At 42.9% G+C, this 13,563-nt stretch carries 11 protein-coding genes; 1 reads left to right on the top strand and 10 read right to left on the bottom strand.

Translation table 11 applies throughout. From position 1 onward, the window contains the following. Positions 1-334 precede the first annotated feature (334 nt). Positions 335-1,276: a helix-turn-helix transcriptional regulator gene (locus DMB88_RS15355; RefSeq protein ID WP_128102054.1), complete on the bottom strand. Its 942-nt coding sequence runs from the start codon at positions 1,274-1,276 to the stop codon at positions 335-337. A gap of 124 nt (positions 1,277-1,400) precedes the next feature. Between DMB88_RS15355 and DMB88_RS15350 the strand changes: the two genes are divergently transcribed. After that, positions 1,401-1,856, top strand: coding sequence for a VOC family protein (locus DMB88_RS15350; RefSeq protein WP_128102053.1), 456 nt, complete (start codon positions 1,401-1,403; stop codon positions 1,854-1,856). Positions 1,857-2,562: 706 nt separating this feature from the next. Here the strand turns inward: DMB88_RS15350 and DMB88_RS15345 are convergent. From DMB88_RS15345 to DMB88_RS15310, 9 genes are all read right to left on the bottom strand, one after another. Further along, positions 2,563-3,501 carry a phosphotransferase enzyme family protein gene (locus DMB88_RS15345; RefSeq protein WP_254438189.1) on the bottom strand — a complete coding sequence of 313 codons (939 nt, stop codon included), beginning with the start codon at positions 3,499-3,501 and terminating at the stop codon, positions 2,563-2,565. 323 nt (positions 3,502-3,824) lie between these two features. Beyond that, entirely contained in the window at positions 3,825-5,195 is a 1,371-nt protein-coding gene (locus DMB88_RS15340) for a sensor histidine kinase (protein WP_128102051.1), read from the bottom strand. After that, positions 5,192-5,866, bottom strand: a complete 675-nt coding sequence (locus DMB88_RS15335) for a response regulator transcription factor (protein ID WP_128102050.1) — start codon at positions 5,864-5,866, stop codon at positions 5,192-5,194. Before DMB88_RS15335 ends, DMB88_RS15340 begins: the two co-directional genes overlap by 4 nt. Positions 5,867-6,101: 235 nt before the next feature. Then, a complete protein-coding gene (locus tag DMB88_RS32040) occupies positions 6,102-6,500 on the bottom strand; it encodes an amidohydrolase family protein (RefSeq protein ID WP_368028192.1) in 399 nt (132 codons plus the stop codon). Between the two features lie 20 nt (positions 6,501-6,520). Continuing rightward, entirely contained in the window at positions 6,521-6,961 is a 441-nt protein-coding gene (locus tag DMB88_RS32035; RefSeq protein WP_368028191.1) for an amidohydrolase family protein, read from the bottom strand. Further along, the gene (locus DMB88_RS15325; protein WP_128102049.1) at positions 6,958-10,089 is read right to left on the bottom strand and encodes a GNAT family N-acetyltransferase; all 3,132 of its coding nucleotides are present in this window, start codon (positions 10,087-10,089) and stop codon (positions 6,958-6,960) included. Before DMB88_RS15325 ends, DMB88_RS32035 begins: the two co-directional genes overlap by 4 nt. Before the next feature lie 177 nt (positions 10,090-10,266). Next, positions 10,267-11,418 carry an NAD(P)/FAD-dependent oxidoreductase gene (locus DMB88_RS15320; protein WP_128102048.1) on the bottom strand — a complete coding sequence of 384 codons (1,152 nt, stop codon included), beginning with the start codon at positions 11,416-11,418 and terminating at the stop codon, positions 10,267-10,269. A 34-nt stretch (positions 11,419-11,452) separates the two neighbouring features. Then, positions 11,453-12,184 (bottom strand): methyltransferase domain-containing protein, encoded by a 732-nt coding sequence (locus DMB88_RS15315; protein WP_128102047.1) that lies wholly within the window; start codon positions 12,182-12,184, stop codon positions 11,453-11,455. After that, positions 12,171-13,331 (bottom strand): type III polyketide synthase, encoded by a 1,161-nt coding sequence (locus DMB88_RS15310; RefSeq protein WP_128102046.1) that lies wholly within the window; start codon positions 13,329-13,331, stop codon positions 12,171-12,173. Before DMB88_RS15310 ends, DMB88_RS15315 begins: the two co-directional genes overlap by 14 nt. Positions 13,332-13,563: the final 232 nt, after the last annotated feature.

The following is a 13,563-nucleotide window of genomic DNA, read 5'->3' as shown; positions in this document are numbered from 1 at the left end:
GAGCTCAGGCTCAATTGGAGTTGCATCGGACCTACTATCATTCAGCGAGTACATAACATCATTAATCATTAGGAAATCTGCCAAATTAATGTTTCCTGTTACACAAGGCGATGAAGTGCTCGAACTGTCTGAAGCGCCTGATGACGACATTTTCCCATCATTCTCAATGCTACAGCTTGTTAACATTATGGATATAAGAAATACAAAAACTAATTTCGCCCCATATTTATACGACCTCATTCTCTCACCTCAATCTATATGACGGAGGTTCCATTGCCAAAGTTACAAGAAATGAGAAAAATGTTATCTAGAAACATGTCATCTATCCGCTTACTTATTCGAGTTCCAGGTAGTGGCTCACTAGATTCTCCATATGTTGTACCATGGTCTGTTTGAGTGAGTCTGGCTTCACTGCCATGATCGAGGTGCCAAACCTCATAAAGTAATTTGTAATAAAGCTCTCTTCCCCAGGGTTATAATATCCTCTAATGAAGGTCTTCTCCCCGCGCTCTATGTTCATTGAAGGATAATTTTCTTTATAAAACAGATCTATGGCCTGCTCTGCGATCTCAACTTCGTACTCGATGCTATTCGCAGACTTATATGCGTCTAATGAACGATGAAGTAAATCATCAATAGAGTAGCGTGTATCACACATCTCTTCTTGGAATGAAGTGATTCGATCACAGCGAAAAACCTTCGTTTGATTGGATTGTATGTCGATGCCACTAGCGTACCATTGCCCAAACTTTGCTGATATTTTGAAAAATTGAACATGGTAGCTCGTTTCCTGCTGACCTTTCACATATTGAATGGTACAAGTGCTCTCATGAAGAATACTCTTCAGAATTCGATCCAAATAGTGACTTACATGGTGATGCTGGCTCACTTCGAATTGCAGGACTTTTTTCATTAAGTGGATCTGCTGTAGTTGCTTCTGAGATAAACAGGCTTCGAACTTCTCATTCAGTTGCTTAACACTTAGATGAAATGGTGTGGATTGATATGAATCAAGCGTGAGCATCGCAAAATAAAGTGCATATACTTCATCCATTGTGAATAGGATCGGTGCTAACAATTGATGCTGCAGTATTCCATATCGCCCATACCTGCCATGCTCGGCATAGATCGGCACACCTAATTGCTCCAAGGAATCAATATCACGTAAGGCTGTGCTCTTGGAAATATGATATTTCTCCATCAGATCGCTCAAATTGAAAAACTCACGATCGTTTAAGAATCTAAGCATGTCATTTAATCGTTCTGATTTTTTCATCGCTATCTCCCTATAAAGGTTTCATGTTTTGACACCTTTAACTAGCATAATGAGTTCAAGGAGATATTTCAAATTGATAAGATCGATATCTACCTGATTATACGGAAATAAGGAGATGTATACGATGAGTGCAACATTAGAGGTAGCCATTTTTCTATCCATGAACGGGAAAGCACAGGAGGCCATTCACTTTTACAAAACACATTTTGGAGCAGAGGAACGGTTCCGGGTAACGTATCAACAGATGGCGGAACGCGATAATTCTATACAACTTACAGATGAAAATAAAAATTATATCTCTCATTCCGTCTTACAGCTTGGCAGCACCAAAATTATGATCGCGGAAGATCCCATGAATATCAATGAGCCATACCACGTTGGAAATAACACTTCATTATGTATTCAAAGTGCAGATAGAGAAGAAATCGAACGTTTCTACCATAGCCTTGTATCGGATCAGCGCGTGCAAATTATTGCACCTTTATCCAGTAATGTATTTAGCAAGGCATATGGCGTTGTGGAAGATCCCTTCGGCATTCAGATTCAACTGATGTATGATGCTCGATTGAAAGCCTTGTAAACCAGTAAGGTTGGCCGATTCCCTTAAGCGAGCGTGAAATTCGAAGTCCCATCACGATCCTAGATGATGCGCCGTTTCTAACGAACTCACTCTAATCTGTTCTAAGGGTCACCGTTAGTTTTGTAGCTAATGTAAGTGCTGTTGCTCGTTGCTCATTCGTTATATTTCAGATTAATGGACATTAATCTATTCGTTTTAAGACAAATTGTAAAATTATTCAATCAGAAATTCATTTATTAACCCTCTATCTTCCATATCTTGTGTTATACTGGTAGACTCGTAGAGTTGGCTAAGTATCCATTGAATAAAAGACACAAGATAACAAAGAAAGGTAGTACTCGTTCGGCCTGAAGAGATCCGAATGGGCTATTAGGTATCGTTGATGAAGAAAAAATTAACTAATCTTATCCTTTGCATTATTGCGGTTACTACAACCAAAGTGTTGTATCACTTGTTCCGAGGTACACTTGAAAATGTAAACTGGATTGAATTTTTAGTTTATATTTTGATCATAGTGGCTGTCTTCGCAGTAATGAGTATATTAGATCTAATAGATCGTAGAAGAAATCTCTAGATTAGACGAACCTCAATTAGACTACAGAAACCATAATAGCTAAAATGCTAGCAGCTGATTCATAGCGAATAAGAGAAAAATCGCCCATGCGGCGATTTTTTTCTTCTTACACAACCTACTATAGACATGCAACTAACTAGTCTTACACTCCTCTATAATCACTGGTTCAACCCTTTCAAACAAAAACGAGGCACCCCTTAAGTACTCTCTAATATAAGCTTGAGCGTAGGGTTGCTCACCAATTAAGTTCACGATTTCAGATTCATTAGGCGCATGATGGCAGTAATTCGAAATTAGATTCATGATGAAGAAGCACTCTACATCTTGTAAATCGCCCTTTTTCAGCGGTCTTACGTGCTCATAACCTTCAATCAATGAAATTCGCTGGGGTACATGAAGTCCTAGTAATGTGCTTGCAACATCATAAAGATAATGCCCATATCCACATCTGCCAAAATCAATCGGCTGAGGCTGATCATTGTGAATGATAATATTCCCGATATGCAAATCACCGTGAATCATACCATATTTATCACTGTTTCGAGGCATTCTAACGAGGGTAGAGACGACCTTCTCCGCCGCATCTTGGTATCTCTTCCACGCCTCACTTGTAAGAAAACGAGGATAGTATGGCTCTAACGTGTCGAACTCCTCTTCAAACCGATCCGCACCCCAGCTCGGGCGGGTAAATTCAGCTGATGGCTTAAATTGAGCGATTGCTTGATGAAGTTTCCCCGTCATTACACCCATCTGATAAGCCATGTTCTCCGTAATGTGCTGATTTAGATGCTCACCTTCTACCCACCGCATGAATGTAACATAAGGATGCTGATAGCCTTCCTCCGTTTGGATCTGTTCAATAAACGATGTATCAGAGCTTATGACCCCTTCAGGGACATGTATATCCTGCGTTTGATTGAGGGCTTGAAGCAGCTCAAGTTCCGAAGCTAATTCTTCTCTACTCCAACGATCAGGATGTATACGAAGTAGAATCTTCTCTTGCGCTGAAGTCACAATCTGATACGTGATCGCATCAGACCATTGGATGAATCGAATCTCCTCCCAGTCCATCCCATACCTCTGTATTGCAGTTAAGGCAACATTTCTTGCTCGAACGAGGACAGAGTTCCTTGATTCTCCTATGTCATAACTGAAAAAACTCTTCAATCTATTCCCCCCACCCAATAGATTAGATAATTTGATTTATGTATTGGATTATACGGATCATACGATTCCAGATATATATAACAGTTCATTCCAAGCTGTTCTTTACCTACAAGCAAAAAAAATGTTATGACTCCCACACAAGCAAGCTTGTATAGGAGCCATAACATGTACAGATCTAACATCTATTGGCTAAACGATGTGCAATTCACTTGTATATGAAAATGAATCTAATGATCCCTAGTGGTTGCCACAGGCAGTGTAACAATGAAAGTCGTTCCTTGATCAGGTACACTTTCAACTCGAACATCACCTTGATGAAGTGTTACAATCTGTTTGGTAATAGCGAGTCCCATACCACTACCTTCATATTTGCGACTATGGGAGCGATCTGCTTTGAAGAACCGTTCAAATACACGCTTTTGGTCTTCAAGGGAAATGCCAATTCCCGCATCGGTTATCCGTACAGTCACTTTATCGCTATCTTGTTGCATATGAACATGAATTACGCCGCCATCTCTAGAGAATTTGATGCCATTACCAATGATATTAGTCCATACTTGATCTAATTGATCATGATCAGCCGTGACTTTGACAGGCTCAAGATCCAGTTCAAAATGAACATTACGAGCTGACCACTGAGGCTGAAGCGCCACGATTACTCTGCGGATTTGTTCATCAAGACCTAGCGTAGTAAGTTTCAGTTGCTGTGACTGTGATTCAAGCATACTCAGCTTAAGCAAGCTATCGCTCATTTTCGACATCCGCTTCGCTTCCGAAATAATAATATCCAGGTACCGCGTACGTTCCTGCTCTGCGAGGCTTACGTTTTTAAGTGCTTGCGCGTAGCCAGAAATCGAAGTGAGCGGGGATTGAACCTCATGTGAAACGTTGGCTACAAAATCCCTACGCATCTGTTCCAGCTGCTGGAGGTCATGCGTCATTTCTTCAAAACTACGTGCCAATGTACCGAGTTCACCACTTTGTTTGATATTCAGCTTGAGATTGAAATCTCCTGCGGCAATTCGTTTTGTTGCTATTGTCAGTTTTTTAATCGGTCTAACTAGAAATACTGAAGCAATCAGGATCAACAAGCTGCCCGTTATTAAGGAAGTGGTCGCAAAGATTAATCCCCACGAAATGACAAAAGAAGCCGAAGGCGGTGCAAGTGTTTCAAAGAACAACGCCTTGGTTCCCATGTCTGTTCTGACTGGCAAACCTATGAGAGCCGTACCAATTCCATTTCGTGTATCTTGCACAGCGCCTCCATTTAACACGGTCTGTAGTTGCTCAGGCGTAATCTTAGCCGATTTATGATTGTCAGACTGTCCATATGATGTAAACTCACCTGTGGCTTCATAAATCCGAATGTAATAGGATTCAAGCTGCTTCATATGACTGATAAACAATTCAGCTTCTGATGACGGAAGCCCCTCATAGATCTGCACAACATCTTGACCAAAGTTTCGCAAATTAATATTTGCATTCTCATTAAGTTGCTCTTGAAAGATCCATATCGATACAAAAAACGAGATGACTGTACCCGCAATGACAGATATGAGGAAGGTAAGCACAACACGAATGTATAAGGATCGAATCATTCGTTGACCTCAAGTCGATATCCTAGCCCACGTACCGTTTCAATACGAAAATCAGATGTCGTTGCGAATCGTTCACGCAAACGTTTAATATGTACATCTATCGTCCGATCATCTCCGACATAATCAATGCCCCAGATCTGATCAATTAACTGCTCTCGTGTATAGACTTGTCCAGGTGTTCCCGCGAGCTTATATAACAATTCGAATTCCTTCAGCGGCAAGGTTAGTGACTCTGTACCTCTAGTGACTTTATATGTCTGCCGGTCTAATATAACATTGCCAAACTGAATCATCTGTGTTGAACCAATCTTATAACGTTTCAGCAATGCTCTCACACGTACAGTAAGCTCCAATGGATCAAATGGTTTGGTCAGGTAATCATCTGTCCCAAGTTCGAACCCCTTCACCTTCTCCCATGTCTCTCCTCTTGCGGTGAGCATTAATAAGGGAAGATCCGGATTGGCTCTTCGAAGCTCCTTGCACAATGTCCAGCCATCCATGATCGGCATCATAATATCAAGCACGACAAGATCCACTTGAGCTGAGCCGTACACCGTGAGGGCTTGTTGACCATCTTCTGCTTCAAGTGTCGTAAATCCATCATTCCGTAAAAATAAACAGACAAGTTCGCGGATATTCGGATCATCGTCCGCAACCAATATTGTAGGCATAGTTCTCTATCTCCTTATGTAGCATCTTATAATTCAATTAAATATCATTATACTATACCTAACATTGTTATCCTCGACAAACCTCGACATCACCGCACATCACCTCTTTCCAGTTCACATGCACATATGTATAGTAAAAAGCCGCCTTCAGGCGGCTCACTCTCTACTTCGTATTCCTTCTTCTTGTTCTTAGTCATTTTGGATCCCTTTACCTCGAATATCCTAATTGCTGCAGTTATTCCATCATCTGCGCTAGCTTTGGAAACACACGCAGTGCATTGTTATAAAATACATCCTCCCAATGAGCCTCAGGAATCAGATGCTTTACAAATTGTATATACGGCTCCAATTGAACCAGCGGCCAATCGGTTCCAAACACCAGCCGATCATATTTCTCAGCAAATACAATGGCACGGCGGAAATGATCTGTATAGGTCTGCTCCTGCAACAGCCGCTCAACCTTCGCCGCATCTCCGACGATCCATCCGGATAGATCAGTGTAGAGATTAGGGTTTTTCTCCAGCAATGCAGCTGTGTCCATCACCCAAGGATCACCCAAATGACACAACATAAAAGTCAGATCACGGTGCTTCAGAAACGTCTCTTCCATCGAGAGCGGGTGTGAATACTTCAAGAGTCCACGATCTGAATACGTCAGTCCCCGTGAATGACAATGGGCATCTGGTACGTTGAAGCCAGCTTGTATATAGGATCATATATTTCGTCGCCAACATTAAAGTGATAATAGCCTGCATATAACTTGATACCCACCACATACTCTGAGCGCAGCGATTGTTCTATTGCATCAAGCTGCCCCTCCAAATGTAAGGTTAATGGATTAATACCAATACAGGTATAGAGATGATTAGGAAGCCCTTCACTCAGGTCAAGCAGCATTGGATTAAGCGCATTGGGATCAGGAAACGCGTCTGGGACAGTCTCAGTAACGCCCATCCCAACCCCAGCAATAACACCAGCTTTACTGAATTCTTCAAGCAAACCTTTTTCACTATAATCAATTGATGCTAAAGTTTCCGCAGTCTCTTTGAAAGCTGCAATATTAGAATAATGAACATGTGCATCTATAATCTTCATGGAATTATCCTTTCTACTTTCATAGGATCAAAACGAATATTGCGTAAGTCCTGATACGCTTCCTCAGGAGCTATCAGATCTGAGATGATATAGAACTGTGGTCTACTGAAATGCTGCTCACCATCTCGCAGCTCAAGTTCTTCCTCTACTACTGACGAAACAATATGATTATTAACTCGTAAGTTCACTCCGTCCATTTCCGGATGTGCCACAAAGGTGAGACGTTCTTTGCGTTCTTGTGAGCCATATTGAATCATTCCGCTCGATACATCGATTCCATATTGCACCCTTCCAGCCTTGTAGGTAATGGGCTCGCCAGCATCATTTTTCACATCTATTCTCGTATCCGTAAGTTCATTGCTTGCCCGGTAGAAGGATTGATTAGCGTAACTGAAAGGTTTCAGCGGCACACCCATATTCTGCTCTATTCGAGTGGTCGTAGCAAGCACAGGTACACCTGGCAGAGTTAAATAGTAATGATGAAGTACGAGGCCTCTTAATTTCGCATTTTTTTGAATCCTGACACTCATTCTAATTCCTGACCAAGCATTGCCTAGGTTATCCTCAAGCGCTATAAAATTTGCTTCACGTTCTTCTCCAAGGACACTTGTCGTTGATAACCCATGTATTTCGCTAGAGATGCCACCAAGCCAAGGATTCCACCATGATTTTGGCCCAGGTTTAGGATAAGAGGACTCTAGCCATTCTACACCATGATGCTTCAGAGAAAATAAGGCTGGTGCAAAGGTATTGCTCGCTTGAAATTGGAGAACACCGTTGCTTACCGTAAGAACGTCACCATACTCTGTCTGATCCAACTGATGATTAATCGGTTGATTCGAACCGGGAAATACCAACCGAGCTCGAGTTATCTCATACGTCTCCATACTCATCTGCAGTGACATTAAATCTGCTTCTTGCCCATACTGCCAGGTCATTGGTGTTACAATGCGATTCAACGCTTGGTCTATAGACACATGCTGTTTCTGCGTTGATGTACTAGCTTTTTCAGTAGAGAGTGTAATCTCACCTTCCAAAAATGCGTTCTTTTGCTCTGAGATCTCGACCTCTAACGTCCCATGTAAAAAGGGATTCCCTTGATTCACCTTCGTCTGAAGTTGAGGAATGGACTCTAGCTCTTCCACAGCTTCATTACTTTGGGCAAAGGAACGGAAATCGCGCCAATTATTCCATGTCCCTAGAGCGATACGAATGGGTTTAGTCTCAATCCGGCCTCCTTGGGGGAAATGAAGCTCGTGCTCAATAGCAAAGGATCTGCCATCCACAATAAGCTGCTTATCTTGCGGCCAAGTGATGCCCCGCGTAGAATCTCCAACATCGGTGAAAATCCAATTTTCGGTCACGTTGTCCAGTTGCCAGTAATCCGCGTTTGAGGCGTCTGGTCCTTGTCTAACATCGACGTATTGATCCTCATAGGGAATAACACTAATCCCTGATCCAAGATGAAATCCTTCTTTCAGAAATATAGGTTCATTACGAGCGGTCTTGGACTTGTTCTCTACGATGTGATGACGGCTTATCGTTCCATTGCTATATAATTGGATGATCTGAACTAGTTTCACCGTACTAGATGCAAGATCATACTCAGCTTCGAGCACCATCCCATGCTCTTGACGGTAGGTTACTCGCGTTGCACGCGTCTTCTTAAATTCAGAGACATATGGTAGACCCAATTGAGGAAAATTCAAATAAAATGTACTTTCTTTCCCCTCATAGATCGATACATTATTGTTTATTTTGTTAAGTTGAACCGAGTATCTCCCATTGGAAATCACCCAGTCATGTTCTGTTTCCCCTCCAAAAGCGGATTGAATTCCAGGGAAGACAAGACTCGTCTCTTGTGAAAGGACTATAGAACGTTCCTCTCCAGATACATGATATACGTCAAAATGATGATGCCAGATTCCATAGCTCAACAATTGAGCAGTGAGGGAAACTGTAAGACGACTCTTCGCCGGAACCTGAATTTGAACATCGGGTTGGCTAAAAGACAGGACATCATCACTCGGTAAACGAAATGCAAATACCGTATCCTCGTCATACTCATTTTCCACCGTGAAATCTAGCTCGAACCCATCACCGATATATAAGGATCGTCCAGGGGCATAAGCTTTAACCTTTACAGGAAATTTCGGTTCAATCCCTAGCTTGAAGGTAGCTGCTTGTCCATTGATGCGCACTTCCGCTTCAACCACAGGGTGTGTCTGAAATACATCCTGTTCTCGTTGGATCGGATGAACCAGAAAACTACCCTCAATGTGTTCTTGTCGCTCTACAGATCGTGCTCCCTGTAAATCAAACTGAATATCGGTATTGCTTACGCCCTTCACTTCAATCGTAAGGGGCTTTCCGCTTTTATTTACAGCCTCATACCTAATATTATATGTTGAACCAAACGGAAGTTTATGTTCATGCAAAATCGTTGCTTGAATTAGATAGTCATTTGTTTCAATAAGTCTTAAGCCCCGTCCAGTGCGTTCATACTCCATTTTCAGACTCACATCTGCCTTACGCCATTCATATGTAAAATAATCAAAACCACGCTCTTGTCTTCCATCTGGCTCCACCAGAATTTCACGTACACTATCCACGTACCAATCGAGTTGTTCAAAATAAGGCTTAGCCGCATCTGTTTGTAACACCGATGGGATCAGGTTCATTAGATGTGTGGTGTCGTCTCTTTTCTCCCAAAAAAATCCGCTCTTCTTATACGTAGGAACTGCTTTGATATTCCCCGGCCACGTATACAGATCAAGCCTTGGATATCCCAGCTTCAACGTCTGCTCAATAGCACGTAACACAAGTCTCTTTCCAATTTTGTATCCATGATAATCTGGTCGTACATTTAATAGTGGAATATACAGCGCACCTTTATCCTCTTTATAATGAGAGAAGCTGCAATACCCAACGACCTCTTCACCAACAAGTGCCAGAAACACATGAAGATGCGTGCTGTGATGATGCTCTTGGAGGATAGTCTGTTCCGTTTGCAGGGAGTTATCTCCACCCCAACTCTCGTGACTAGCATTCCACATATCCGCGATCGAACGGGCATATCGTGGCTCATATTCTACGATGGTTATCGTCAACTCTTCCATTTTGCTCATCAGAATTCCTCCTCGATGATCCACTTGTCTGAAAAATTAGATTTATTTGCTATATCTTCTGTTGTATTCTATCATTTATGGTTTTCGTGTACAATTTGCGAGATTCGCATAATGTCTCGAAGAGTTGTCTTGTATAAAAAAAGAGGCTGGCTCAGGCCACCCTCATGCTAATGACTATTATCTATTCGTCTTATTCATATGAGGTAAACGTGTGGCTTGCACAATATAAGATGCCAAGCTAGGCATCATCTGCACAAGTTTAGGATAATATACGTTAACTTTAGCAAAGGCCAGCTTTTGAATTGCTCTAGTCCGTTTAAGCAGTTGAGTGAATTCCTGATTCGCTGCCAACATATACTCACTTGCCCATGCTTTATCATCCAGCTCACCACGGAGATAACGGTCTGTGTACTGCGCACACAACAATGAAGAACGAAGTGCAATTGACATGCCATCTCCACTTAGTGGTGGAATCATCATCATTGCATCACCGATATGAGGATATTGTGACCACGGCTCTGGTATGTTAGAGAGATTCAGCGGTGCTATGGATACTTGCGTACCCGGAACGGCCTCTCCTTCAGCCAGCCGATCTGCTAATCTTTGATTGGTTAGGGATGCTGCATGTAATATATCAGGCACCGATGTTCCGCTTCCTTGTACCGTTTCCAGTGTCAACAATGCCGCCACATTGGTCTTTCCATTTTCAATTGGAGAGATGCCAACATATCCACCTTCGCAAAAGTACAACTCAACTCGTGGTGGGATCTGCATACCAGTAAAATGAGATTTTATTCCTACATAGACCGTTTCATCTCGTAAATTCTCTGCAGATGGAACAACCCCACGTGGCTTCTTGGTTCCATGTGCACCGATCACAGCTTTGGCGCGGTACTGAACTAGCTCTCCATTTTGCTTAAACTGCACTTCATAAAGGCCAGCTTGCGGCTGTTCAATCTTCGTTACGGTTGATTTGGTTAGTATCGTAGTTCCCGCTTCCAATGCAGCTTGATGCAAAATGCAATCTAGCTCATAACGACTAATTCCATATGCGTTGCCTGGTAAGGGAGCTTCGATCTCGCCTCCGTCAGGCATAATAATCTGCGCACGATCCATCGTTGTTGGCTGAAGCTTCTGTTCTAGATGGATATCCAGGTATTCCAGCATCTCCTTGGTCTCAGGAGACATGAACTCACCACATGTTTTGTGACGGGGAAATTCTTGACTATCCATCAAAATCACTTCATGCCCTTGCTTCGCAAGCTGCAATGCGCAGGTACTACCAGCAATCCCCGCTCCAATGACAATAACGTCAACTTGTTTGGACACGATTACACCTGCCCTTCCTAATTCGAGTTTTTTCCTAGGATAATGTCTTGACCGCATCATTCGGAATAACAACAGAATAACGAAACAGAGGTTTCCAACTGTAACTCATCGTATGATGGTTGAGCTTCTCCTTTAGTTCCTGCCAGTCCTTGCCTGTGAAGCCTTTAGCAACGGATAGCGGTCCATCATGGCGAATGTAGCGATTACGTGAAATTAAGCGCGTTGTAATCCACACGGCCGTATAGGAAACTGGATGGCGATGAATATCATTAATGACAACACCGTATCTGGAGATGCGCAGCATCTGGGAGACGATATCAATCAGTTGTTGGCCGTCAAAGTGATGTACAAATTGAGAGCCTGTTACGATGTCAGCAGAAGCATCAGGCAGATCCATGACATCTGCACGCTGCACACTGACTCTCGGTTCATTTTGAAATAGTCGTCTTGCCTCTACACACGCCTCTTCTGTCATGTCGATGAGTGTAATGTGCAGTTTAACGCCTTTTTTGTCAGACCACCGGAGCAACTTCTCATTCACATCTCCTGAACCGGCTCCAACATCCATAATATGAAGCTGATCAGGACAGCCGATCTCTTTCCATAGCTTCTCAACACCTGATAAGGTGGGACCAGGAGCAGCAAATATTTTGTTCAGTCGCCGCAAGTGTTTGAGTGCTTCCCGTAAATCGTCACCACCCATAGAGAAATCGTCCATAAGTTCATCCTCGCGTGCTCTAATGGACAATGTTCTAAAGAAGGGCATGATCCTTCTCCTCCTTAACGGCTGAAGAGAACGCAGGTACATAGGTGAACTTCATAAGCTCAGCGGTTAGACCTGGTCCAAATGCCATTGCAACCCCCTTGGTAGAAGGTCTCTGCCCAGCAGCCATCTCAGCGCGCATTGCGTTCAGCACAAACAGAATCGTGTTGGAAGACAGATTGCCGACCGTTCTAAGAATCTCCCGACTATACTTCGTTTGTTCATCTTCCAGATTCATCACATTCTGCACAGCATCCACGATGCCTCTTCCTCCGGGGTGAATAGCCCAGAGCTCAGGTAACTCTTCGCTCTGAAGTAACTGTCTAAGCTCTTCCTCTAGATGAACACCTAACAGTTTAGGGATGCGAGGGGACAAATACAGATCGTAACCGTGGTTACCTACTTCCCAAGTCATATCCTCCGTGGAGTCTGGCAGAAGAACCGAATATCCCGTTCCCAGATCAAGATAGTGTGTCTCCTGGGACTGTGGTGCGCCTACGATACAGGCTGATGCCCCGTCACCGAATAAAGATGCCGAGAACAACGACTCTCTCTCTTTCACCGGCTGAAAATGTAGGGTACACAATTCCACACATACGATTAAGACTTGTGATCCAGGTGCGCCTTGCACGATATCCCGAGCCATTTGAATGGCTTTTAAACCAGCTGCACATCCATGAAAAATGAGTGGCATCCGATTGACACGAGGCGATAATCCCAGTTGAGGAATCAGTTGTACTTCCAATCCAGGTGAATACTGTCCTGTACAACTGACCGTGATTAGATGTGTAATTTTATCCGGAGACATATCCGCATCCTGCAAAGCTTTCTGGGCAGCTTCAATGCCTAACGGAAGAGCTTCTTGTTTGTATGTATTCATTCGTTCTTTGGTCGTGGGAATATCCGATTCATCGGTGGAAGGAAGGTAACGACAATGTTCAAGTGTACCGAGGTAGCTGGGTTCAACGGTGTAACGCGTATCTACCCCGCAGGATTTAAATACCCGTTTCGCAAAACGAGCAAGATCTGGACGATCATGAAGAGAAGAAGCAATAAGCTCGGCGATATCAGTCTGTGGTACAGAATGAACGGGCAATGCCGTTCCCATTCCCAGAATAGCTGCACTGGATAAGTTCATGGAATGATTCATGAGGAACCCCTTCTATTGGAAGAAATACATCCTTTTATCAATACCTATTACCCATTCCCAAGCTGCCGTAATCTTGAGCCTATACAAGCTACTTTATTCCTTTTCCTCATATTCCATTCCGTTTCTATAAGTAATCATCTGGAGTTATATGAATTACACCATATATCGACTCTCTTGGAATTGGAACTCTATTCAATTTTTGCTATACTACGGTAAACTGGATTTCTAGATT

It is taken from the genome of Paenibacillus sp. DCT19, from assembly GCF_003268635.1.
Lineage (GTDB): Bacteria > Bacillota > Bacilli > Paenibacillales > Paenibacillaceae > Paenibacillus.
Note: the sequence above shows the minus strand (reverse complement) of the source record. Positions and strands in the feature narration are given on the sequence as shown.

Excerpts from the sequence above, each read along its gene's own strand:
- DMB88_RS15310 (WP_128102046.1), bottom strand. The coding sequence starts at position 13,331 with ATGAATCATTCCATGAACTTATCCAGTGCAGCTATTCTGGGAATGGGA.
- DMB88_RS15325 (WP_128102049.1), bottom strand. The coding sequence starts at position 10,089 with ATGAGCAAAATGGAAGAGTTGACGATAACCATCGTAGAATATGAGCCA.
- DMB88_RS15345 (WP_254438189.1), bottom strand. The coding sequence starts at position 3,501 with ATGGACTGGGAGGAGATTCGATTCATCCAATGGTCTGATGCGATCACG.
- DMB88_RS32035 (WP_368028191.1), bottom strand. The coding sequence starts at position 6,961 with ATGAAGATTATAGATGCACATGTTCATTATTCTAATATTGCAGCTTTC.
- DMB88_RS15315 (WP_128102047.1), bottom strand. The coding sequence starts at position 12,184 with ATGCCCTTCTTTAGAACATTGTCCATTAGAGCACGCGAGGATGAACTT.
- DMB88_RS15340 (WP_128102051.1), bottom strand. The coding sequence starts at position 5,195 with ATGATTCGATCCTTATACATTCGTGTTGTGCTTACCTTCCTCATATCT.
- DMB88_RS15335 (WP_128102050.1), bottom strand. The coding sequence starts at position 5,866 with ATGCCTACAATATTGGTTGCGGACGATGATCCGAATATCCGCGAACTT.
- DMB88_RS15355 (WP_128102054.1), bottom strand. The coding sequence starts at position 1,276 with ATGAAAAAATCAGAACGATTAAATGACATGCTTAGATTCTTAAACGAT.
- DMB88_RS15350 (WP_128102053.1), top strand. The coding sequence starts at position 1,401 with ATGAGTGCAACATTAGAGGTAGCCATTTTTCTATCCATGAACGGGAAA.